19 protein-coding genes are annotated in these 22131 nt (G+C 74.3%); 15 read left to right on the top strand and 4 right to left on the bottom strand.

Annotated elements, in window-relative coordinates:
• Positions 1–6 precede the first annotated feature (6 nt).
• Complete coding sequence (locus tag ACWEPF_RS28265) at positions 7–876, bottom strand: serine/threonine-protein kinase (protein ID WP_452174751.1); 870 nt, start codon at positions 874–876, stop codon at positions 7–9.
• Between the two features lie 224 nt (positions 877–1100).
• Between ACWEPF_RS28265 and ACWEPF_RS28260 the strand changes: the two genes are divergently transcribed.
• The 5 genes from ACWEPF_RS28260 (at position 1101) to ACWEPF_RS28240 (ending at position 10230) form a co-directional block, all read left to right on the top strand.
• Positions 1101–2450: a PD-(D/E)XK nuclease family protein gene (locus ACWEPF_RS28260; protein ID WP_452174750.1), complete on the top strand. Its 1350-nt coding sequence runs from the start codon at positions 1101–1103 to the stop codon at positions 2448–2450.
• Positions 2447–3523, top strand: coding sequence for a pPIWI_RE_Y domain-containing protein (locus tag ACWEPF_RS28255; protein ID WP_452174749.1), 1077 nt, complete (start codon positions 2447–2449; stop codon positions 3521–3523). Before ACWEPF_RS28260 ends, ACWEPF_RS28255 begins: the two co-directional genes overlap by 4 nt.
• Positions 3516–7112 carry a pPIWI_RE_Z domain-containing protein gene (locus ACWEPF_RS28250; RefSeq protein ID WP_452174748.1) on the top strand — a complete coding sequence of 1199 codons (3597 nt, stop codon included), beginning with the start codon at positions 3516–3518 and terminating at the stop codon, positions 7110–7112. Before ACWEPF_RS28255 ends, ACWEPF_RS28250 begins: the two co-directional genes overlap by 8 nt.
• Positions 7109–9748 carry a pPIWI_RE module domain-containing protein gene (locus ACWEPF_RS28245; RefSeq protein WP_452174747.1) on the top strand — a complete coding sequence of 880 codons (2640 nt, stop codon included), beginning with the start codon at positions 7109–7111 and terminating at the stop codon, positions 9746–9748. Before ACWEPF_RS28250 ends, ACWEPF_RS28245 begins: the two co-directional genes overlap by 4 nt.
• Positions 9749–10032: 284 nt before the next feature.
• Positions 10033–10230: a DUF6011 domain-containing protein gene (locus ACWEPF_RS28240; RefSeq protein WP_345285876.1), complete on the top strand. Its 198-nt coding sequence runs from the start codon at positions 10033–10035 to the stop codon at positions 10228–10230.
• A gap of 15 nt (positions 10231–10245) precedes the next feature.
• Here the strand turns inward: ACWEPF_RS28240 and ACWEPF_RS28235 are convergent, their stop codons facing one another.
• A complete protein-coding gene (locus tag ACWEPF_RS28235; protein WP_452174746.1) occupies positions 10246–10896 on the bottom strand; it encodes an HAD family hydrolase in 651 nt (216 codons plus the stop codon).
• Positions 10897–11006: 110 nt separating this feature from the next.
• On the opposite strand from ACWEPF_RS28235, the gene ACWEPF_RS28230 reads away from it, so the two are divergent.
• Positions 11007–11282, top strand: a complete 276-nt coding sequence (locus tag ACWEPF_RS28230; protein ID WP_452174745.1) for a hypothetical protein — start codon at positions 11007–11009, stop codon at positions 11280–11282.
• On the opposite strand, the gene ACWEPF_RS28225 is transcribed toward ACWEPF_RS28230, so the two are convergent.
• Positions 11279–12457 (bottom strand): low temperature requirement protein A, encoded by a 1179-nt coding sequence (locus tag ACWEPF_RS28225; protein WP_452174744.1) that lies wholly within the window; start codon positions 12455–12457, stop codon positions 11279–11281. The genes ACWEPF_RS28230 and ACWEPF_RS28225 overlap by 4 nt on opposite strands.
• A 158-nt stretch (positions 12458–12615) precedes the next feature.
• Here ACWEPF_RS28225 and ACWEPF_RS28220 point away from each other — a divergent pair, with 158 nt between their 5' ends.
• From ACWEPF_RS28220 to ACWEPF_RS28180, 9 genes are all read left to right on the top strand, one after another.
• Positions 12616–13113, top strand: coding sequence for a pyridoxamine 5'-phosphate oxidase family protein (locus tag ACWEPF_RS28220; protein WP_452174743.1), 498 nt, complete (start codon positions 12616–12618; stop codon positions 13111–13113).
• Positions 13114–13384: 271 nt separating this feature from the next.
• Positions 13385–14179, top strand: coding sequence for a hypothetical protein (locus tag ACWEPF_RS28215; RefSeq protein WP_452174742.1), 795 nt, complete (start codon positions 13385–13387; stop codon positions 14177–14179).
• Between the two features lie 203 nt (positions 14180–14382).
• Entirely contained in the window at positions 14383–15036 is a 654-nt protein-coding gene (locus ACWEPF_RS28210) for a sigma-70 family RNA polymerase sigma factor (RefSeq protein WP_452174741.1), read from the top strand.
• 133 nt (positions 15037–15169) lie between these two features.
• Positions 15170–15400 carry a heavy-metal-associated domain-containing protein gene (locus ACWEPF_RS28205; protein WP_345285864.1) on the top strand — a complete coding sequence of 77 codons (231 nt, stop codon included), beginning with the start codon at positions 15170–15172 and terminating at the stop codon, positions 15398–15400.
• A gap of 92 nt (positions 15401–15492) precedes the next feature.
• The gene (locus tag ACWEPF_RS28200) at positions 15493–15753 is read left to right on the top strand and encodes a hypothetical protein (RefSeq protein ID WP_345285862.1); all 261 of its coding nucleotides are present in this window, start codon (positions 15493–15495) and stop codon (positions 15751–15753) included.
• A 137-nt stretch (positions 15754–15890) separates the two neighbouring features.
• A complete protein-coding gene (locus tag ACWEPF_RS28195) occupies positions 15891–18152 on the top strand; it encodes a heavy metal translocating P-type ATPase (protein ID WP_452174766.1) in 2262 nt (753 codons plus the stop codon).
• A 53-nt stretch (positions 18153–18205) separates the two neighbouring features.
• A complete protein-coding gene (locus ACWEPF_RS28190; protein ID WP_452174740.1) occupies positions 18206–19279 on the top strand; it encodes an ABC transporter substrate-binding protein in 1074 nt (357 codons plus the stop codon).
• On the top strand, positions 19280–20344 hold the full coding sequence (locus ACWEPF_RS28185) for a FecCD family ABC transporter permease (protein WP_449796841.1): 1065 nt from the start codon (positions 19280–19282) through the stop codon (positions 20342–20344).
• Complete coding sequence (locus ACWEPF_RS28180) at positions 20341–21129, top strand: ABC transporter ATP-binding protein (protein WP_452174739.1); 789 nt, start codon at positions 20341–20343, stop codon at positions 21127–21129. The genes ACWEPF_RS28185 and ACWEPF_RS28180 overlap by 4 nt, the downstream gene beginning before the upstream one ends.
• 68 nt (positions 21130–21197) lie before the next feature.
• On the opposite strand, the gene ACWEPF_RS28175 is transcribed toward ACWEPF_RS28180, so the two are convergent.
• A complete protein-coding gene (locus ACWEPF_RS28175) occupies positions 21198–22103 on the bottom strand; it encodes an L-tyrosine/L-tryptophan isonitrile synthase family protein (RefSeq protein ID WP_452174738.1) in 906 nt (301 codons plus the stop codon).
• Between the last annotated feature and the right edge of the window lie 28 nt (positions 22104–22131).

The following is a 22131-nucleotide window of genomic DNA, read 5'->3' as shown; positions in this document are numbered from 1 at the left end:
GGATGCTCAGTCCCGGTACCAGGCGGTCGGGTCGGGCTTCGGGGCCTTCGGGTTGGCCGGCTCACCGCGCCGGGGCAGCAGCGGCTGGAGGTACTCGCGGACCAGGGCGGCGCCGTTCGGCCGCTCGGCTGGATCCCAGGCGGTCATGGCCAGACCGAGGGTGTACAGCTCCTCGTTCATGCTGGTCCGGAAGCCCTCGGGGTACTGGTGGGTCCCCCTGTTGGGGCGTTCGTCCAGGGTGTCGCCGTACGGGAGATCCAGGGTGCCCATCTTGAGCAGAACACAGCCGAGCGCGAAGACGTCTGCCTGTCCGGTCAGGGTGGTGGCGAGGTATTGCTCGGGAGCCGCGTAACCAGCTGTGCCACGAGGGTAGTCGCAGTGCCCCGAGAGTACGGCGATGCCTACATCGATCAGGAGCACTCGACCGTTGGGGCACACCATGACGTTGTCCGGCTTGATGTCTCGATGCACGTAGCCGCGACGGTGCAGTTCGGCGACCGTTGCGCACAGTTGGTCGAGCACGGCTGCCATGACGTCGCGGCTGAACGGGGCGGATTGCTTCACCAGGTGAGCCAGGGTCACGCCGTCGACCAAATCCATCACCAGGTAGCGAGCGCCATGGTGCTCGCCTTGCCAGTGGGTCCGAGGAACTCCCTCGATGCCAGTCAGTGCCTTCCCGACGTCGTACTCGCGCTCTAGCTCCCCGCCGAAGTACCGGTAGTCGTCGGTCGACTCAAAGGTCCGCGGGGCCTGGAGCTTGACCGCCACCGGGGCGCCGGTCAGCTCGTTCGTAGCTCGCGCGACATGCCCTTGATTTCCCCTGCCAAGCATTTCGTGCAGCCGATACCGGCCGCCGATCAGATCCCCAGCCCGCACAACCGCCCAATCGACGAAAGAAAGGTCCAGACAGTATGGCAGCCTGGCACAGCCTCGGCGGAGTCACGGGAGATCCCGCTGTCGTCAAGGTGTCCGTGGGAATGTTCGGCCCGGAGAAGTACCGGTGCCCGGCTGCGGACTCGATGAAGGCACGTGGCCTTTCCCCTACTGTGCGCCGCCACCGGAAAAGGGAACGGCTGAACGATTTCACCAATGGCCCGTTCATGGACGAGCTGGACCGGATCGAGCGGGGCAGCGGTTTCCGCAGGTCCTGGCTCCACGATGGGGTCCGGAACTGGACCGACCATGCCGTGGCCGGGTACCTGCGGACTTTCCCGCAGGGTGGAGAGCTGGTCCCGGCCCGTCAGCCATGGGTCTACGACCACGAGCTGCGGGAGCCGGACGAGCACGGGGTGCGTCGGGTCCGGATCACGGTATGGGGCCGGTGCTTCCGCTCGCCCGACGGCGCCGTGCGGGAGCTGCGGTGGCCGGTGAACCGCTCGGACTCCCGGGAAAAGAGCCGTGCTGAACTGGCCCTCGCTGCCCTGGTGGTGGCCGAGGGCGAAGCCTCCTCGCGTGCGGAGCGGGTGCGGATCGTGCGGTTCGGCATGGCCGATGGCAGCACCGAGGTCCTGTTCGACGGTGACCGGGACGCCGCTCTGGCGCTCTACCGCGAGCACGGCCGTCCAGCACTGGCGGCGCTGCTCGCGGCGGAGGAGTACCGCCCGGGGACAGCCTGCGTCGGATGTGTCTACTCGGCGGTCTGCCCGGCGCTGCCGAAGGCGCCGGGCCTGCTCGGAGTCCAGGACCGCGAGCGGCCGCGGCGAAGCTGGTCGGCGACCAACGGCCGGTCCTACGCGGCCTGTCCGGCCCAGTACTACCTGCGGGCGCGGATGCTCCCGGTCGACCGTTCGGTGGAGTACGCGGGGTCTCCCGAGCGCGGCCGTGCGGTGCACGCTTGGCTCGCCGCGCGCCACGGCCCCGACGGAAGCGAGCCGTGCGAGCCCGACGTCGTGGCGGACTGGGACGCGGGCGGGCACGAACTCGCCCTGGAGGAGCGCGAGGTGGCCACCGCCATGCTCCGCCAACACGCGAAGGTCTGTCCGCGTCGCACCGTCGGCGAATGGCGACCCAGGGTCGAGCCGAAGCTGGCCCATGAGGACACGGACGCCGATGTGGTGGTGCTGGCCGAGCCCGACCTGCTCTACCTGGACGGCGACTCCTGGGTGTGGCGGGAAACCAAGACCACGATCACCCGTCGCCGGGACCGGGATCCACTGCTGGCATATCCGCAGCTGGCCTTGGGCGTCGTGCTGCTGGCACGTGGCGAGCTCGGCGGCAGTCCGTTCCGGAGCCGAGTGGAACTGGAGACGCTCCGCCCGGATGGGGCGGACCTGGAGATCCTCGATCCGCTCACCCCGGAGGTCCTCGCGATGGCCGAGCGGGTGCTGAGGAGCGGCGTAGCACCGTGGCACGGCGACGACCGCTTCGAGGCGAAGCCGGGTGAGGGGTGCCGCCGCTGCGAGGTCGGGCGTTGGTGCTCGGCCCGCGACAGCGGGGCGGTGGCGCGGTGACTCCGGCAGAGGCGGCGCCCGACCTCGAGCTGCTCGGCGCGGTGGCCCGGTCGGTCCTGATGCTGGATGGCGGGGCCAGGATCGGCTCGTTCTCGCTGCCCTATCCGCCCGTGGTCCAGCTGACCCTGGACCGGATGGTGCTGCACTCGCTGCGGCAGGACCGGGAGCCGCCTTCCGGTGTTCCGGGTCTGCTCGACTGGTGTGCCCAGCGGCCGGTGGAGGAGTGGCCGTTGTCCCTGCGGCCGGGAGTCCTTCGGCCGGGCACCAGACTGCTGGACCCGGTGGTACGCCGACCGACCCGGAGTTGTTTCGAGCTGGCTTCGGCCTGGGCCGGTGGTCTACTGGAGCGCCGGGCCTTGGCGCGGTTGAACGAGACCGTGCGCGGCGGTCTCCTCGGGTTCGGCGAGTGTCGCGACTTCTTGACGGACCGTCCGGTGCTGACCGAGGTGGAGGTCCAGCGGCTGCGAATGGATCCGAGGGCGACGGCGGTCTGGCGGCGGGTGAGCCAGCTCTACGACCCCTTCACCCCAGGCCCGGGGGCCGGAGGCGAGGCGGTTCGATGCGTGAGCTGCCGGCTTCCCGCGCTGGCCGCGAAGAGGCGGCTGGTCTGGTGCGAGGGCGGCAGCTGCCCACTGGGAGGGCCGGTGGACACCTTCCCGGCCGCCGGCGCACGTGTGCTGACCGCCCAGCTGCGACTGTTGTTCGGCGGGGCGTCCGGCCGGACCGAGCGCCGGGTGCGGCGGACGCTGGCCCGGTTGAAGGTCAGGTCAGGGCCGGTCGACGACCGGCCCGGCTGGTACCGCGCCAGCCTGCCGACCGGGCGGACCGCCGTGTGGCGGATCCACGATCGGGTTCAGCCCACCGTGCTCGGAGCCTGGGCGTCGGCCGGGTGGACCGGGGCGCACGGGGCCGCCCTGGTGGTGGTGCCGGACCGGATGCTCCGCGAGCACGAGGGGGTCCGCGGGCTGATCGAGGGCCTGCTCCCGGCAGGCGTGGGGTTGCTGTCGGTCCGTGAGTTCCTGGAGTTGGTGACGGATCCGGCCGCCGGCCGGGAGGAGGAGGGACATGCGTAGTACGGTGGAGCCGTTCCGCGACGTGGTCGGGCAACTGCACGAGCGTGCGCCGGAACCGAAGCCGAAGCCGGAACGGCTGCGGACGCTCTGCGAGGTGGAGCTCGGCCTACATCTGCAGCAGCTGCTGCTGCCCGGTGATCCGGCGGAGGCGGCCTGGCCGTTGTTCAGCGGTCACCCGTACCTCGCGGCCCGGGAGCCCGAACTCGGTTCCAGGAGTGCCGACATGCTCCGCAAGGCCAGGTACTCGCTGTGGACCCTGGCCCGCCCGGCGGCCTGGGCTGAGGCGCTTCAGGAGTACCAGCGCTGGCCGGTCGCGCTGCGGGGGTTCGACGTCCCCGACCCGACCGCCCCGGCCCGTCGAATCGTCAACTTGACAGTGGCGGAGGACCGTTGGGGCCACTACGACCGGCTGCTGGCGCAGGCTCCGCCCTGGGAGGCCCGGGAGCTGCCGATGGCCGGCGCCGGCCCGCACGGCTTCGCCCTCGGTCGTTTCACCACCACCGTCCGGCTGGAGGAGGTGCCGGGGCCCCGGCCGAAAGCCCACGACCTGGCGATCCTCCCCGCGGGCGCGGGTGCGCCGTTGACCGTGGACAAGGCCGAACTGCTGGTGACCGCGGCCCGGATGGACGAGCTGGAGCACCGGGACTGGCACGGACGCCTGGACCGGATCTCCTTCTCCACACCCAGTGGTGACGGGTTCGAACCGGCCGGGAGGTTCACGGTGGCGGGTCTCCAGCACCTGCTGGGGATCGTGGGCGCGGGAAAGTCCACCCTGCGGGACGTCCTGACGGTGCATCTGGCGCGCCTCGGCCTCCGGGTGGCCGTGGTGGTCGGAGACGTGGCCGAACTGCTCAAGCTGGTCCGGCTCTACAACCTTCACCTCGGGCCGGAGCAGAAGTCGGCCGCGCCGGTGATCGGAGCGTCGAGCCGAGAGCAGCACGCCGAGCGGCTGCACCGCCGTCTGGCCGGGCGGGGCGATCGCAACCTGCTCGGACACCACGACCCGGCCTTCGACTACCTGAGCACCTCGTGCGCGGTGAACGCGCTGCGCGCGGAGCAGGCTGGCGACGGGCCGGAGGACGTGCCGGAGCTGCTCGCCTTCGCAGACGCGCCCTGCACCACCCTGCGGCCGCGTGCGTCCACCGCGGCGCGCTCCACGGACGGTGAGCGCTGGCAGGAGCGCCGACGGGCCTGTCCCTACTGGAGCCGCTGTCCGCGCCACCGCGGTGCCCGTGAGCTGGTGGACGCTGACGTGTGGGTCGCCACACCGGCCGGACTGGTCGACTCCCGGGTGCCGTGGGTCCAGAACGGCGAGCGGCTCCGTTACCTGGAGCTGGCCGCCCGGCGGAGCGATCTGGTGATCGTGGACGAGGTGGACCGGGTGCAGATCCAGCTCGACCAGATGTTCGCCCCCGCCGTGGTGCTGGCCGACGGTGTGGACGGAGACGACCTGGTGAGCGAGCTCAACGCCCACCGAGGGCGGGAGTTGACCGGAGGCGGCCGGATCCAGCTGTCCAACCGGGACGTGGAGAACTGGTCGGTGGCGGTCAGCACCGTGAACCTGGCTACCGACCGGCTGTACGCACGACTGGCAGGGGAGCCCCGGCTGCGGAAGCGGGTGAGCCCCGGCTACTTCAGCGCCAGGTACCTCCAGGAGGGGCTGCTGGCCATGCGGTACCCGACGGCCGTGGAGGAGTCCGGGGAGGGTGGTGGGCCCAAGGCCGCCTCGCCGCCCGACGAGGCGGTGGCCGCGTCCTGGGCCAAGGCCCGGGCGGACCTGAGCGAGCGCCTGAAGGTGTTCCGGGAGAACCCGTTCGGCGATCGTAGCCCGAGCAGGCCGGGTGACGTCCAACTCACCGGCCTGATGAACGAATTGCTCCAGACCACCTATCAGGCTAACACCCGGCCCAGGCTCGCCGAGTTCGTGGTCGAGCTGCTCGATCTGGAGCCCGTCCTACGACTGAAGCGGGCCGCCTACGAAGCCGAGCTCGCGCGGCGCGAGGCGGAGCGGGAGCTCCGGCGTGCGCAGGGACGGACGCCGAGGACCTGGCCCACCGAACCGAGGTCGGCTGAGGACTGGCTGGACGAGCAGGCCCTCCTGTTCGAGTTCACCCTGCTGCTGTGCGCCTTGGAACCCAGGCTGGCGCTGGTGAACGCGATGTGGCCGAGGGTCCAGGTGGCACTCAACCTGGGATTCAGCCTGATGTACCGTCGGCCACCGGACTACGGGCCGATCGTGCCCGAGGAGCCGATGGGCAACATGCTGGCGTTTCAGTTCCTGGTCCACGGACGGGAAGAAGGAGGGCTTCAGAACGGCCAGTTGAGGTTCTTCCGGTGCAGTGGGATGGGCCGGGAGCTGCTCCGTGTGCTCCCCGGTCTGCCGACGGTCGACAACCGGCCCGGCACCAACGTCCTGCTGATGTCTGGCAGCAGCTGGGCCGGCACCTCCAGCCGCTATCACGTACCGGTGCCGATCGGTGTGATCATTGAGCCCGACCGCAGCGAGCTCGACCGGATCGCCGAACTCAGCGAGTTCCGGATCGAGTTCGCCGAGATCGGCGGCCGCCCGGCCACCGTCTCCGGTAGCGACCAGGACCAGCGGACCGACCTGCTGTGCCGGATGGTCACCGCCGTGGGCGCCGAGGACGACGACGGGACCGGTAGCCGGCTGCGCCGGGAGCTCGCCGCACTGCCGGACGAAAGGCGCCACATCCTGCTCCTGGTGGGCAGCTACGAGGAGGCCCGCGAGGTGGCGGACACTCTGCACGGGCTCGGCCCGCGGTGGCGGGGAAGGGTGCTCAGACTCGCCTCGGACGACGACCACACGGTTCCGGACGAGCTGTCGATCGAGGGGGACGAGCACCACGCCGGAGTCCTCCGCCGCGGTGACGTCGAGACCCTGGCGGACACTCCGGCCGAGATCCTGGTGGCGCCGCTGCTCGCGGTCGAGCGCGGTCACAACATCCTCAACAAGGAGCAGCAGGCGGCGATCGGCACCGTCTACTTCCTGGTCCGGCCGAACCCGAGGCCGGACGACCTTGGCCTGGCGGTGCACGCGGTTAACGACTGGCAGGTGCGCGCAGTGGCGAGCGGTGACTTCGCGGAGCGGGTCGCCGGTGAGTCCTCGCTGGACCAGGGGGCCCGGGCCGCCCGGGCTGCGGCGCGCGCCGAGTGGCACCGGCTGCTCGCCCGGAGCCTGGCCTGGAGCAGGCTAGGTGCTGACCGCGAGCCGGTCACCTGGGACCTCATGGTGTTGATCTGGCAGGTGATCGGCCGGCTCCTGCGCGGGGCCGTGCCCGCCCGGGTCGTCTTCGTGGACGCCGCGTTCGCCCCCGGCCGCGCAGCCGTTCCGCCGGAGCCCGACACCCCGCGGACCAGCCTGCTGCACAGCATGCTGGACGTCCTCGATCCCTACTGCCTCGATGACCGCACGCCGGAGCCTGGCGGCCCGGCTCCGGAAGCGGTCGCACCGCTCGACCCCGCCGATCGCTACATCGTCCGGGCCCTCTACGGCCCGCTGCACGCCGCTCTCGGCCGCTGTCTGCGGCTCGGCGCTGACCGAAGGGAAGCCCCCGGTTGTACCCCGTGATCCGTACCACCGCCTACGAGCCGGCCCCGGCCACCGGGCCTTGGCGGGAACCGCACACCACCATCGCCTTCCCGGAGCCGCTCCGGGCCGGCCTCCAACAGCTGTACCGGCAGCGCCTGCGGCGCGGTGAGCAGCCGACCGGGCTGCCGATCCGTCAACTCAACGGACTGCTGCGGGTGGTGGCGCCCGGCGTGGTCGCGACCGGCCGTGGCGTCGGGTCGGGTACGGCGGACGCCTGGCTGTACGCCAGGGAGGCGGTCCCGGAGGAGGTGGTGCGGCCGGTGCTCAATGCCTGGGTGCTCGGATCGGTGGCCGGGCGCGACGACGAGCAGCAGCTGCGGGCGGTCGAACTCCTGGAGGGCATCGGTGGGTTGTCATGGCAGGAGGAGGACATCGAGCTGACCGCCTCGGCTCTGTCGCCCGGGGGAACCGCTCTGCCGGACCAGCGGCTCTACCACCTGCTGCCGGAGTGGATCGCCGCCCGACTCGCCGCCCGGCCGTTCCGCAGCCAGGGGGTGGACGTGCGGTTCCGGATCGTCAGCCGTGAGCAGGGTACCGAGCTGGTGAGCTGGCCGCCCCGGAAGTACGTGGTCGGGAAGCGTGCCTGGTACTACTCCGGCACGGTCGCGATCACCGTGCACACGGTGCCCTTCGCCGAGCGCTTCAGGGTGCACGTGTCGACCGGCATCCGGCGCTGGGTGTCGACCGACTCAGTCTGGCTCCCCCAGGGGCAGGGAGCGACGGTCCTGGTGGACGCACCGATCCCGTGGCAGCCGGAAACGGTCGAGCGGGTCCGGTTGGTCGACAGCTCGGTCCGGTACGACCGCCACCAGGGGAGGGTCGGCTGGCGGCGACACAGCGAGCTGGCCGACCTGCTGCCCGACCTCGACCTGCGCCGCAGCTATCCCAAGGCGGAGGAGCTGATCGGCGAGCCGGTGCCGTGGCTGCTCGGGCGTGACGGCGTGGCGGCCGGCGTGGTGTACGGCAACACGATGGCCTCTGGCGGCAAGGGGTACCTGCACAAGGTACGGACCGGATTGATGCCCTTGGAGCGTTCGCTCCTGGACGACTGGGTGGCCGAGGGCCTGGGCTGGGAGCTGCGCCGGGTGCCGGACCTGGTCCGGGCCGCGAAGGTCACCAAGCCCGTACTGCTCACGAAGGAGGCGAAGAAGGACGGGGCGGCCAGAGCCGCGGGCCGCCGTCAGCGGCTCCGAGGCGTTCTGGACGGGGAGCCGCTCCGGCTGGACCTGCTATGGCAGTCCGAGCAGGCCAAGGAGGAACTGACTGCCGCCCTCGAAGAGTTGTCCGGCATCCCGGCAGTCCGGCCCGGCGCTGCCGAGGAGTGGGAGTGCGAGACGGACGGCGTTCGACTGAGGATCCGGCTGATCGGCATCGGCGTTCTGGGGCAGCCGCTCCCGGCGCCGTCGGGCGACGGCGGTCGGGGGGCCGCCTGGGCCGAGGCGATGCGATGCCGTGCACGTGCCACGGCGGAGCTGCTGGGAGCACCCGCCGGCCGGGCCCTGGCCCTGGTGGAGCTGAGTGGCCCAGAGGCCTTCGGGCAGCCGGGGACCGATCCGAAGGACGCGATCAGGCTCGGTTGTGCGCAGGCCGGCCGGCTCAGCCAGTTCCTGGTGCCGCCCGAGGAAGGTGCCGCGGATCTGGGCATTCGGATCAGGAAGGCACTTCTCGACGGTCTGCGGCAGTTGGGGGCTGTGATCACCCCCGAGCACCAGGTCCCCGGTCTTCCGGACCGACTCCAGTACCTGGCACTTCGGGTGATCAGGTGTCAGGGCGACCGCCGGGGCCGGGCCCGCGAGCAGCGGCTGGTTGCCCTGCGGATCCGACCGGACGAGGAGGTGCACCCGGTTCGCGGGTGGGACGAGGGGACCAACTCCTGGGTTCCCTACTCCGAACTGCTGCTCCGGCTCGGCCGTGACACCTCCGCCGGGGCGGTGGTGACGGCGGAACGGATCAGGACGGTGCTGTACCAGACCCGCGACCGGCCGACGGTGCTGCTCGCCGAGGTAGGTAACCTGCGCCGGAGTTGGCCGGGTCTCGCGCACGGCACGCTGGTCCGTGACCTGGTCGCGCTGGACCAGGGGCGCCACCAGCGGGCTGCGGTCTACGGTCCGGATCTGCGGGTGGTGCTGGTACGGGACGACTGTGGACGGGAGGAGGTCCCCGAGTGGTACGCCCCGGCCGGGACCGGGATGGTGCCGGGGCTCACCACGGGCCTGTGGACCGCGCCGGGGACCGACCCCGACAACCGGGTGTTCGGCAGTACGGCGGACGTCCCGGCCACGGCTGCCGCGCGGCGGGACCTGCTGAAGCTGGTGCCCGACCCGGCGTGGCCGACCGCGCCGTCCAAGCGGGCCTGGAACCCGCAGTTCCTCGAACTCACCGTCCAGGCTTGCCTGTCCACGGCCGCGCTGGCGTCGGTGGGCCGGACGGACGTGCCTGCGGACCGCCCCGTCGAGTACGCCACGCTGGCCCATCAGCTGCGTTTCCACGACGACTACGATCCGCTCGGGCTACCGCTGCCGCTGCACCTGGCGGTCAAGGCCGAGGAGTACGTCCTCGCGCTGACCCGTCCGGACGCGGCGGGGGGAGCCGAGGTGGGAGGGGATCTCGGCTGAGTCGGGTGCGCGTCCGCGCGGCGGCCGGTGGCCCGTCCTCGGGCGGGCCGTCCGGGCGCTGGCGAGGGGTCACTCCCGGGCCGCCGCGGCGGCGGCCAGGAGGCCGCCGAGGCCGAGGGCGACCAGGAGGGCGATGAGGATCTTCCACGTCTTCGTCATGCCCTTCCCAACGGCCCGCCGGGCGCAGCGGAAACGTCTTGTCACCCGGGCAGCCGGTGGGCGACGGGGCGGGGAGGCGGCCCCCGGCGGTGGTCCGGGGACGGACGGTCCGTCAGACTGGCCCGATGCAGTCCGAGGAGTCCGCCCTGATCCCCGCGCCGGCCGGTGCCGCCGCCGAGCCGCCGGTGCTCCGCTGCCGCCGCTGCGGCCGTCCGCTGCACGACCCGGAGTCCCGCATCCTGCGCCTGGGCCCGGGCTGCCGCGGCCCCGAGGAGGGCACCAGGGTGGTGCCGGGGGAGCAGGACTCGCTGCCGGGGCTCTGAGGCGGGCGTCCGCGGTCAGAGCGAGGCGACCAGGGCCGGGAGGTCCCGCATGTCGGTGAAGACCGTGGTGCCCGGGCCCTCCAGCCAGGCGGCCGGGGTCAGACCGCCCGCGTAGCCGAGCGAGCGCATCCCCGCCGCCCGGGCGGCCTGCACGCCGTGGCGGCTGTCCTCGACCACCACGCAGGCGGCGGGGTCGACGCCGGAGCTCCGGGCCGCGTGCAGGAAGAGGTCGGGGGCGGGCTTGCCGTGGGCGACCTCGGTGGCGCTGAAGATCCGGCCCTCGAAGTACGGGTACAGGCCGGTGCGGCCGAGGGTGTGCCGCATCTTGGCGTGCTCCCCGCTGGAGGCCACGCAGCTCGGCAGGGTGAGCCCGGCGAGCGCCTCGGCGATCCCGTCCACCGGGAGCAGCCCGGTGTCGACCGCCGCCGCGTGCCGTGCGGCGAACAGCTTCCTCCACAGCGGCCCGGCCTCCGGCCCCAGCCGCTCGGCCCACTGCTCGGCGATCGAGGCGGAGGAGCGCCCGATGAAGCGCTCCACCACCTCCTGCTCGGTGAGCGGCCACCCGAGTTCGGCCCCGAGCTCGACGTTCACCCGGACGGCGATCCGCTCGCTGTCCACCAGGACGCCGTCGCAGTCGAAGACCACCAGTTCGATCGCTCTGTTCATCCGGGCAGGATAGGAGGGCTGCGGCGGACGGCCTGACGGCGGGTCAGCGAATGCCGGATCGGAGCCCGGTTCGTGTACGGTTCGCGTCTGCCCCCGCTACCCCCGCACACGTGAACGATGGACCAGCCGTGAACCCGTACGACCAGCCCGCCGCGCCCCGCAGCACCACCGACCGACTGCTGCGCGCGGGTGCCCTGGTGTTCCTGCCGCCGGTCGCCGCGATCTGGCTCTGGGACTCCCGCCGCCTGCACGTGGCGGCCAAGGTGGTGCTCACCGTCTGGTGCGTGCTGGCCTCGCTGTTCTGGATCGACGTGATCATCGGCCCCAACGACAAGAAGCCGGCCGCGAGCGCGCAGCCGTTCGTCACGGCGGGCGCACACCCCTAATCGCGCTGGTGGGTCCGGACGTGGCGCCGGGAGAGCTTGGCCAGCAGGAAGACCAGGCCGGCCGCGCAGGCCACCGCCGCCCAGCCCGGCAGCAGGATCGAGGCCGGCAGGAGCAGGCAGCCGGTGAGGGCCAGGCAGGGCAGGTACCAGCCGAGGACGCGGCGGATGCCGTCGCCGTAGCGCATCGAGATGGCGGCGTTGGCCGTGTAGAAGGCGAGCACCCCGCCGCAGAGCGCCCAGCGGGAGCCGGGCGGCAGCGCGTGGTCGGGCTCGGCGACGGCGGTGCCGAGGGCGGCGGCGATCACGGTGATGCCGGAGACCAGGACGAACGGCAGGTACATCACGGTGTCCCGCATGGCCCGGGTGGCGTGGCCGCTCTGAGCCCGGGTCAGGCCCTGCGCGGCGTTCTCGGTGCCCCAGGTGAAGAAGATCATGGCCAGCTCGGCGACCACCACGAAGGCGAGCAGCGCGGTGACCCCGGCCGCGAGCACGAAGTGCTCCTCCAGGGCCACCACCACCGTGAAGACGCTCTCGCCGAGCACGATCACCACGAACAGGCCGATCCGCTCCACCAGCAGCTCCACCGAGAGCCGGTCGTAGGGCCCGGTGCCGAGGCCGGTGCGGACCGCCAGCAGCACCACCTCCAGCACGATCGCCACGCCCCAGAGCACGAACCGCGCGGTGGAGGGCAGGGCCGCCGAGGCCGCCCAGAGCGCGGCGGGCACCAGGCAGTAGAGCACCGGCCGCCAGAGCGGCAGCGGGTTGTCGGTGGCCCGGGCGTGGCCCCACCAGATCAGGAAGAGCACCAGCCGCACCCAGGCGGCGCCCAGGGCGTAGGCCCAGGCCCGTTCGTGCAGGCCCTCGGGGGAGGCTGCCGCCATCAGTCCGAGGGCGGGCATCGCGGCCAGCAGCATGGCCTGGATGCGCGGGCTGCCGGAGCCGAACAGGTTGACGGTGACGGTCAGGTTGGCCCAGGCCCACCAGGCCGGGAAGAACAGCACCAGGAACTCCGCGAAGTCCCCCGGCCCCGGGTCCCCGTGCAGCCCGTGGGCCAGCACGCTGACCGTCACCACGAAGACCAGGTCGAAGAACAGCTCGAACCAGCCGGCCCGGGGCTCCTCGCCCTCCGCCGCCGTGTCCGCTCCCGGGGGCTGCGCCTGCGCCGCGTCGCTCACCCGACCACTGTGCGGCGGCCTCCGGCGGTGGCGGGGCGGGCGCGCCGGGGGCGGGGCCGGCGGTTGCCTCGGGCGGCTGAAGCCGACGGAGAGTCAGGTGCCGTGGTGGAATCCGGAATTCGGCGGCGCGGACGAGCCCGTGGCGGGAGGCTGTGACCATGACCACTGATACCACTGTGACCGCTGATGCTGCCGATGCCGCTGCTCCGACGGGTCCCCGTACGGGTGCGCAGCGCCGCAGCGACACCGAGCGCCGGCTGACCGCCGACGTGGACCTCTGGCTGGCCAGCGCCTCCCCGGACGGCGTCCCGTACCTGGTGCCGCTCTCCTTCGACTGGGACGGCACGGCCTTGCTGGTGGCGACCCCGGCCGGGAGTCCGACCGGGCGGAACCTCGCCGCCTCCGGCACCACCCGGCTGGCGCTCGGCCCGACCAGGGACGTCACGATGATCGAGGGTGCGGTCGAGCACCTGGAGATGGATGCCCTGCCGACGCCGGAGCGGGAACGCTTCGCCGCCCGCACCGGGTTCGACCCGGCCGCCTCGGCCACCCGGTACCGCTGGTTCCGGATCACCCCGCGCCGCATCCAGGCCTGGCGGGAGGCGGACGAGCTCTCGGGTCGCGAACTGATGCGCGACGGCGAGTGGCTGGTCTGACCACCTCTCGGGCGCCGTCCCGTGGCGCTTCTCACACCGGGGTCGGGGGCGGTCCGCCGGGCTGTCGACCGAGGGGCGTTCCCGCAGGTCGGGCGGCCCGTGCCGGGCGGACGCACAGCTGATGCCCACTCAGGAGTCGGACGGCGGGGGCCGCCGGTTCCCGAACGGCTGGGGTGACGCCCGTCACGTGCTCCGAACGGGCTGACGGAGCGTCGGTACCCCCGGGGCGAGGGCTCCGGACGGGGGTGAAGGGTGCGACGATGAGTCGGCCATGGAGTCGGGACGAGTCGTACGAGCGGGGCGGGCTGCGGTGTTCGCCGCCGCCTGCGTGCTGCTCGGCGCGGCCGGCCACGTGCTGATGTCCGGGGACACCGTCCCCGGGTGGGTGCTCGCCGCCGCCTTCGGGGCGGTTGGGGTGCTCGGCTGGCTGACGGCCCGTCGGGAACGCGGGCCGCTGCTGGTCACGGGGCTCACGGTCGGCGTGCAGGCCGCGCTGCACCTGCTCTTCTCGCTCGGCCAGGCCACCGACCGGGGGTCGGTGGCCGCCGGGGCCGACGGGACGGCCGTGCAGTGGGCGCGGCTGCTGCTCTGCAACGGCCACCCGCTCTCGCCCGGCGAGGCCGTCCGGCTGGTCGAGGACGCCGGGCTGGACCTGGACGCGCTCGGCCCGCCGGTCGACGGACTCGCCGCCCTGGTGGTCCCGGCCGCGACGGCGGGCACCCACGCCCACGCCGCCGGTCACCTCGCGGGTGGCCACCTGCACGCCGCGGCCGCCCCGGCCGCCCACCAGATGACCGGCGGGGGCTTCGGCATGCTCGCCGCCCACCTGGTGGCCGCCCTGCTGCTCGGCCTCTGGCTGGCGGCGGGGGAACGCGCGGTGTTCCGCCTCGGCCGGACCGTCGCGGCCTGGCTGTTCGCGCCCGTGCTGCTCCTGCTCCGGGCCTTCGCCCCGGCGACCCCGCCCCGTCCGCGCCGCCGCCCGGACCCGGCACCGCGCCTGCGGCTGCTGCTGCTCGTCCACGCGATCACCTCTCGGGGCCCGCCGCCCGGGACCGCCGTCCTCTGACGGCCCGTCACCCCGGGGCCGCCCCCGGCCGACGCCGCGCCTGTACGGGCCGTGGCGCCGCTGCCGCGTGCCCGTACGCCGCGCCCGTCGGTGCGCCTCCGCATCCGTGGACGTGCGCATCCGCGCAGCCGTGCACCCGTGCGCCCCCGGGCCGGTCCTGCGGCCGTCCGTGCCGCTCCCGACTCCGAGAAAGACCCACGGCGTTGAACCCTGTCCTGCCCACCTCCGCCCCGTCGCCCACGGCCCCGTCGCCGACCTTCCCGCGCGCGGCCGCCCGCCGCACCGGCCCCGACGACGCCACCGTCACCGCCTGGGCGCTGGCCGCCCGGGAGGGCGATCCGGCCGCCGTCGAACGGTTCGTCCGGGCCACCCGGATGGACGTCTGGCGGTACGTCGCCCACCTGAGCGGCGAACCCCAGGCCGCCGACGACCTCACCCAGGAGACCTTCCTCCGGGCACTGCGCAGCCTGCCCCGCTTCGAGGGCCGCTCCTCGGCGCGGACCTGGCTGCTCTCGATCGCCCGCCGGGCGGTGGTCGACCGCTTCCGGTTCGCCGCCGCCCGTCCCCGGCTGCTGGACACCGACGACTGGCAGGGCGCCGTCGAGCGGGCCCAGTACTGCGACCTGCCCGGCTTCGAGGAGGGCGTGGCGCTCTCCGAACTGCTGGCCGCGCTCCCCGCCGAGCGGCGGGAGGCCTTCGTGCTCACCGCCGTGCGCGGGCTCCCGTACGAGGAGGCGGCCCGGCTGACCGGCTGTCCGATCGGCACCGTCCGCTCGCGGGTGAACCGGGCCCGCGCCGCGCTGGTCCGCCAGCTCGCGGAGGCGGCCCGCGCGGACCTCGTCGGCTGCGCGGCCTGAGCGGTTCCCGGAACCACACGATGGGGGCACCGGGCGGCGTGTCCCGGTGCCCCCACCCCCGTGCGTGCGTTGTCGTTGACGACCACCGGACCGGTCCACCGACCGGGTCCCGAATCCTCTGGAGGCCACCGCCATGTCCACCACCGCTGCCGCCGTCACCACCGTCCTCGCCGTCGGGGGCATGAGCTGCGGCCACTGCGAACGGACCGTCAGCGCCGCGCTCGCCGCCCTCCCCGGCGTCAGCGACGTCACCGCGGAGGCCAAGGCCGAGCGGGTCACCGTCGCCTCGGCGGCCGAACTCGACGAGGCGGCGGTCCGGGCGGCCGTCGAGACGGCGGGCTTCGAGTACAGCGGCCGGGTCTGACGCCTCGTCGGCCCGCCCGTCCGGTCCGCCGCCCCGGTGAACGGGCCCGGCGGCGCGGGAACTCGGCCGGGCCCGGCCCCGACTGCTCCGGTGTGAACGCCAACGCCAACCCCACAGCGGTCGGGCCGGGTCTCCGGCCACGCTCCGCCCTCCTGGGCTTCGCCCTGCTCCTCGCCCTGGTCTTCACCGGGGCCCTCGCCGCCGGCCACGCGGCGGGCCCGCTCACCCCGGGGCCGCGCCCCGCCGGCGGCGGCCCGGGGCCGACGGACGGCGGGATGGACGGGATGCCCGGCATGGACGGAATGGACCACACGGCGGGCATGCCCGGCAGCGGGGCGGGGGCGGGCAGGTGAGCGCCGTTCCCCCGAGCGGCCTCTCGTCCGGTGCTCCGTCAGCCCGGGCCGCCGCTGCTCCGGTCGGCCTCTCGTCCGACGCTCCGTCGGCTCCGGCCGCCGGGCCCGAGACGGTGACCGACCTGCTCGTGGGCGGGATGACCTGCGGGGCCTGTGTCGGCCGGGTGGAGAAGCGCCTGGCCCGGCTGCCGGGCGTGACCGCCGCCGTCAACCTCGCCACCGGCCGGGCCCGCGTCGTCCACCCCGAAGGCCTTCCCCCGGCCGAGCTGGTCGCGGCGGTGGAGGCCGGCGGGTACACGGCCTCCGTGGTGGAGGCCGAGCGCGACCGCCGTCCCGAGGAGCCCTCGGCCGCCCCGCCAGAGGCCCGGGCCGAGCGGATCCGACTGACCGTCACGGCGGCCCTGGCGGTGCCCGTCCTGCTGCTGTCGATGGTGCCCTCGTGGCAGTTCCCGGCCTGGCAGTGGCTCTGCTTCGCGCTCGCGCTGCCGGTGGTCACCTGGGGCTCGGCCGGGTTCCACCGGAGGGCCTGGCAGGGGCTGCGGCACGCCACCGCCACCATGGACACCCTGGTGAGCCTGGGCGTGACCGCCTCCTTCGGCTGGTCCGTGTACGCGCTCGGGTGGGGCGGGGCGGGCGATCCCGCGATGCGGATGCCGTTCTCGCTGACCGCCGGGGCCGGCGGCGGCGCCGCCCACGTCTACCTCGAAGCCGCCGTCGGCGTCCCGCTGTTCGTGCTGGCCGGCCGGCTGCTGGAGGGGAGTGCCCGGCGGCGCGGAGGTGCCGCGCTGCGGGCCCTGGCGGCGCTGGGCGCCCGGGAGGTCAGCCTGCGCGGACCGGACGGCGGCGAGCGTACCGTGGCGGCCGAACTTCTGCTCCCGGGGCAGGAGTTCACGGTCCGTCCGGGCGAACGGGTGGCCACCGACGGGGTGGTGGTCGAGGGCGGATCCGCGCTCGACCTGAGCGTCCTGACGGGCGAGAGCGTTCCGGTCGAGGTGGGCCCCGGCGACCGGGCGCCCGGGGCGGCGCTGAACGTCGGCGGGCTCCTGGTGGTGCGGGCCACCGCCGTCGGGGCGGACACCCAACTGGCCCGGATCGCCGCCCTGGTGGCCGAGGCGCAGACCGGCAAGGCGAAGGCCCAGCGTCTGGCGGACGCGGTGGCCGAGGTGTTCGTGCCCGTGGTGCTGGCCCTCGCCGTCGGGGTGCTCGGCTTCTGGCTCGGCGCCGGGGCCGAGCCGCAGGCGGCGGTCACCGCCGCCGTCTCGGTGCTGGTGGTGGCCTGCCCGTGCGCGCTCGGCCTGGCCGTCCCGACGGCGCTGCTGGCCGCCACCGGGCGCGGGGCCGAACTGGGCGTCCTGGTGCGCGGACCCGAGGCGCTGGAGAGCCTGCGCCGGGTGGACACCGTGGTGCTGGACAAGACCGGCACCCTGACCACCGGCCGGATGACCGTGGGCGGCGTGGCGGTGGCGCCGGGCGTGGACCCGGAGCGCGTGCTGCGGCTGGCGGGGGCGCTCGGGCACGGGTCCGAACACCCGGTGGCCCGGGCCGTCGCGGAGGCGGCCCGGCGGAGCGGTGGCGAACTCCCGCCGGTGGAGGGCTTCCTGGCCACCGCCGGGCTCGGGGTCCGGGGCACGGTGGAGGGGCGTGAGGTCCGGATGGGCAGGCCGGACCGGGAGGTCGAGGACCCCGCCCTGACGGCCGCCCTGGCCGCGGCGGACGCCGAGGGCCGCACCTCCGTGCTGGTCGAGCTGGACGGCGTCCCGGCGGCGGTGCTCGCGGTCGGCGACGCGCTGCGGGCGGGCAGTTGGCGGGCGGTGCACCGGCTGCGCCGGCTGGGGCTGGACGTGGTCCTGCTGACCGGCGACCGGCCGGGACCGGCCCGCGCGGTCGCCGAGGAGCTGGGCATCCGCACGGTGCACGCCGCCGCCACCCCGGCCGGCAAGGCCGAGGTGATCGGGCGACTCCGCTCCGCCGGGAGGACGGTGGCGATGGTCGGCGACGGCGTCAACGACGCGGCCGCGCTCGCCACCGCCGACCTCGGCATCGCGCTGGCCTCCGGCACGGACGCGGCGATCGGAGCGGCCGGGCTGACCCTGGTCCGGGGCGACGTGGAGACCCTGGTGACCGCCGTCCGGCTGGCCCGGCGGACCCGCAGCGCGATCCGGGCCAACCTCCTCTGGGCCTTCGGCTACAACGCGGTGCTGCTGCCGCTCGCCGCCCTGGGCCTGCTCAACCCGATGCTCGCCGCCCTCGCGATGTCGGCCAGCTCGGTGCTGGTGGTCGCCAACAGCCTGCGCCTGCGCACCTGGAGGCCCGGCCGGGGCGGTGGCGGTGGCGGGCGGTCCGGCCGGGGCGACGGCGCGCGGTCCGGGAACTCGGGGCGGGCGCGGGCCGACCACTGATCCGGACCGTGCAGACCGGCCCGGTCCGTGACCCCGCGTCAGGAGAACCATCCATGCGTACCCGTGTCCTGCCCGGCGTGGCCGCCGCCGCGGCCCTGCTCATATCCGGGTGCTCGTCCGGAGGCGGCGCCCCCTCCCCGGCGCCGTCCACGGGGACCCCGGCCGCCACGGCGGGCTTCCCGGTCCCGGTCGCGGACTGCGCGGGCCGCGAGACGGTCATCGACGGCCCGCCCGCCCGGATCGTCACCAGCAACGCCGCCGCCCTGGAGATGCTGCTCGAACTCGGCGCGGGGGAGCGGGTGGTGGGCACCGGCTACCCGCCCGGCCAGGGCTACCTGCCCGGTGCGCTGGCCGAGCGGGGGGCGCGGGTGCCGGTCCTCGGGCAGCAGGGCATCGCCAAGGAGAAGCTGCTCGGCTCGGGCGCCGACCTGTACGTGGACACCTTCGGGCCGATGGCGATGGGCGGCGGGACGGGCGCGGCGCCGAGCGAGCAGGAGTTCGCCGCCGCCGGCATCAAGCACGTGTTCCTGCTCTCCACCGCCTGCGCGGCCCAGGGCAAGGCGCCTCGGACCGACCTGGCCGAGGTCCAGCGCGACGTGGAGCGCCTCGGTGCCGTCACCGGCACCGCCGACCGGGCCCGTCGGCTGACCGCCGCCATGGCCGAGAAGACCGGCCAGGTCACCGCCGCGCTCGCCGCCCTGCCGGCCGACCGGCGCCCCTCCTACTTCTTCTTCGACGTCGACGCCGGGACGAAGCAGCCGATGGCGGTCTGCAACCGTCAGGTGGCCAACGCGGTGATCACCCTGGCCGGTGCCCGCAACGTCTTCGCCGACTGCGACGCCTCGTTCCGCCCGGTCGGCTGGGAGGAGGTGGTCGCGCGCAACCCCGACTGGATCCAACTGGGCATCCGCAACAAGGGCGGTGAGGAGGAGAACCGCCGCGCCTACGAGGAGGCCGAGCAGTTCCTGCGCACCTTCCCCGCCACCCAGGGCCTGGCCGCCGTCCGCGAGGGCCGCTTCCTGCGGATCGGTTCCGAGGTCACCACCATCGCCGGTGTCCGCAACGCCGACACCGTCCAGCGGATCGCCCGCACGCTCCACCCCGACCTGGTCAAGGTCGGCCCTTAGATGGTGACTTCGGCCCCGGCCGCCACCCGGGAGGGGTTCCGCCCGCGCCCCTCCGCAGTGGCCGCGGCGCTGGTCCTCGCCCTGGCGGTGGTGCTCACCCTGGCCGTCGGGCTCGGCAGCGTGGACGTCCCGCCCGGCGAGGTCTGGTCGGTGACCGCGCGGCGGCTCACCGGCCGGGCACCGGTCCCCGGCTCCCGCGACCTGATCGTCTGGCAACTTCGTTTCCCGCGCGCCCTGTTGGCGGCGACGGTCGGGGCGGGGCTCGGGTTGGTCGGCGCCGCCGTCCAGGCGCTGGTCCGCAACCCGCTGGCCGACCCCTACCTGCTGGGGATCTCCTCCGGGGCCTCGCTCGGCGCGGTCGGCGCCATCGTCCTGGGCCTCGGGGCGGGAGGGGCGCTCGGCACCTACGGCGTCTCCGCCGCCGCCTTCGCGGGTGCGCTCGGGGCCTTCCTGCTGGTCTGGCTGGCGGCGCGCCGCGGCGGCGGCTTCGCCCCGCTGCGGCTGGTGCTCTGCGGCATCGCCGTCGGCCAGTTCCTCGCCGGGCTCTGCAGCTACCTGGTGCTCCAGGCGGGCGACGAGCAGCAGACCCGGGGCGTGCTGTTCTGGCTGATGGGCAGCCTGAGCGGCGCGAGCTGGGGCCAACTCCCGCTGCCGGTGGTGGCGGTGGCCCTGGGCGCGGTCGTGCTCCAGGGCCGGGCCCGCGCCCTCAACGCGCTCACCCTCGGCGACGAGACCGCCGCCGGTCTGGGCGTGGACGCCGACCGGGTGCGCCGCGAACTCTTCGTCACGGCCAGCCTGCTGACCGGAGTGCTGGTGGCGAGCGCCGGGGCGATCGGCTTCGTCGGCCTGCTGGTGCCGCACCTCTGCCGGTTGCTGGTCGGCGGTGAGCACCGCCGCCTGCTGCCGCTCTCCGCCCTCACCGGAGCCGTCCTGCTGACCGCCGTGGACACCCTGGCGCGGACCGCACTGGACGCGCAGGAGCTGCCGATCGGCGTGGTGACCGCGCTGCTCGGCGCACCCGTCCTGCTCTACCTGCTGGACCGACAGGCGGAGGCCGCCCGATGAGACTCGCCGTCGAGGACCTGCACCTCACCCTGGCCGGCCGCTCCGTCCTGGCCGGCGTCCACCTGATCGCCGAGTCGGGCCGGGTCACCGGGCTGGTCGGCCCCAACGGCAGCGGCAAGTCGACACTGCTGCGGGTCGTCTACCGCCACCTCGCCCCGAGGGCCGGACGGGTCCTGCTGGACGGCCGCGACCTGGCCGCCGTCAGCCGCTCGGAGTCCGCCCGTCATCTGGCCGCGCTGCCCCAGGAGCGCGGCGAGGGCTTCGAGCTGTCGGTGCGGCAGATCGTCGCGACCGGCCGCATCCCGTACCAGCGGGCCTTCGCCGCCGACAGCGCCGAGGACCGGGCGGTGGTCGCGCGTTCGCTGGAGCAGGTCGGCATGGCCGAGAAGGCCGGGCGGCGGTTCGCGGAGCTCTCCGGCGGCGAGCGCCAACGGGTGCTGCTGGCCCGGGCCCTGGCGCAGCAGCCGGACGTCCTGGTGCTCGACGAGCCGACCAACCACCTGGACATCCGCCACCAGGTCGAACTCCTCGCCCTGCTGCGCGCCCAGCGCACCACCTCCCTGGTCGCCCTGCACGACCTCAACGCCGCCGCCTCGGTCTGCGACCACCTCCACGTCCTCGCGGACGGGGCGGTGGTGGCCTCCGGGCCGCCGCGCTCGGTGCTCACCCCGGCCCTGCTGGCCGAGGTCTTCGGCGTCCGGGCCGCCGTCACCGAACACCCCCTCACCGGCGATCCCCTGATCGCCTTCGACCACCGCCGACCGGCGGTGCTTGCCCGCCCCTGACGGGGACGGGACGCACCGAGGGCCCGGTACCTGCTGGCGTCAGGTATCGGGCCCCCGGTGTTCACCGGCTACGCGGCGCTGTAGTGGCTGGGGCGGCCGTCCCGCAGGACCAGCCGGCCGCGCCGCTCCGCCTCGGCCCGGCGCACCAACTCCCAGCGCCCGTCGGCGCGGTACAGCGGTGTGGCGTGCCAGGGGGTGGCCCAGCCGTCCGCGGCCGTCAGCAGGTGGATGCCGAACTTGGCCGAGCCGGGCGGCTGCGGATGGATCGACAGCCGGACGGCCCGGGGGTGCTGCTCGGCTATCAGCTCGCCCCAGGCCCGGCTGCGCTGGATCACCCCGTAGGCGCGGCGGCGGCACTCGCGCTGCAGGGCGGAGCGGGTGCCGCTGAAGCGGCCGGCCGCGTCCTCCACCAGGAAGCGGGTGATCCCCCGGTAGAGGGCCAAGGCCTGCTCGTCCTCGCGGAGTTCGTCGCGGAGGCGGGCGACGGTCGGGGCGTGGCGCTCGTGCACCAGGGCCCGCTTCTGGTCGTGGGTGCGCTCGCCGTACACGTCCCGCAGGTCGAAGAGGGTGAGGCGGTGCAGGCCGTCCTGACGGATCATCGCGGCCAACTCGTCCGCGTAGGCGTCCACATGGGCGTCCGGCACGCCGATCAGGTCGCCGAAGACGTGTCCGTCGGAGCAGACCACCAGCCGGGCGCCGGGCGGGTGGACCGTCGAGACGCGCTCGCAGAGCCCGTGCAGGAAGGCCAGCGCGCGGCGCTCGCCCTCGTCGGGGAGGGGGCCGAGCACTTTCTCCGGGCTGGGGGACTTGCAGGGGAAGCCGGGGAGGGTGAAGGTGATCTCCTCCCCGGCGGCCACGAATCCCTCCAACTGGCGTATCTGCTCCGGGAAGTCCTCCGCGGTGAGCGGGCGCCCCCGCTGAGTGGACCGGCAGTGGGGGAGCAGCAGGGCAAGAACGTCGGCGACGCGTGACAAGAGGGTTCTCCGGTAGGTGCGGTGGTGC

This window comes from Kitasatospora sp. NPDC004289 (assembly GCF_053602875.1).
Note: the sequence above shows the minus strand (reverse complement) of the source record. Positions and strands in the feature narration are given on the sequence as shown.

Bases quoted from the DNA above. Each gene is read 5' to 3' on its own strand.
- ACWEPF_RS28260 (WP_452174750.1), top strand. From the start codon at position 1,101: ATGGACGAGCTGGACCGGATCGAGCGGGGCAGCGGTTTCCGCAGGTCC.
- ACWEPF_RS28250 (WP_452174748.1), top strand. From the start codon at position 3,516: ATGCGTAGTACGGTGGAGCCGTTCCGCGACGTGGTCGGGCAACTGCAC.
- ACWEPF_RS28240 (WP_345285876.1), top strand. From the start codon at position 10,033: ATGCAGTCCGAGGAGTCCGCCCTGATCCCCGCGCCGGCCGGTGCCGCC.
- ACWEPF_RS28235 (WP_452174746.1), bottom strand. From the start codon at position 10,896: ATGAACAGAGCGATCGAACTGGTGGTCTTCGACTGCGACGGCGTCCTG.
- ACWEPF_RS28220 (WP_452174743.1), top strand. From the start codon at position 12,616: ATGACCACTGATACCACTGTGACCGCTGATGCTGCCGATGCCGCTGCT.
- ACWEPF_RS28215 (WP_452174742.1), top strand. From the start codon at position 13,385: ATGGAGTCGGGACGAGTCGTACGAGCGGGGCGGGCTGCGGTGTTCGCC.
- ACWEPF_RS28205 (WP_345285864.1), top strand. From the start codon at position 15,170: ATGTCCACCACCGCTGCCGCCGTCACCACCGTCCTCGCCGTCGGGGGC.
- ACWEPF_RS28195 (WP_452174766.1), top strand. From the start codon at position 15,891: ATGACCTGCGGGGCCTGTGTCGGCCGGGTGGAGAAGCGCCTGGCCCGG.
- ACWEPF_RS28190 (WP_452174740.1), top strand. From the start codon at position 18,206: ATGCGTACCCGTGTCCTGCCCGGCGTGGCCGCCGCCGCGGCCCTGCTC.
- ACWEPF_RS28185 (WP_449796841.1), top strand. From the start codon at position 19,280: ATGGTGACTTCGGCCCCGGCCGCCACCCGGGAGGGGTTCCGCCCGCGC.
- ACWEPF_RS28180 (WP_452174739.1), top strand. From the start codon at position 20,341: ATGAGACTCGCCGTCGAGGACCTGCACCTCACCCTGGCCGGCCGCTCC.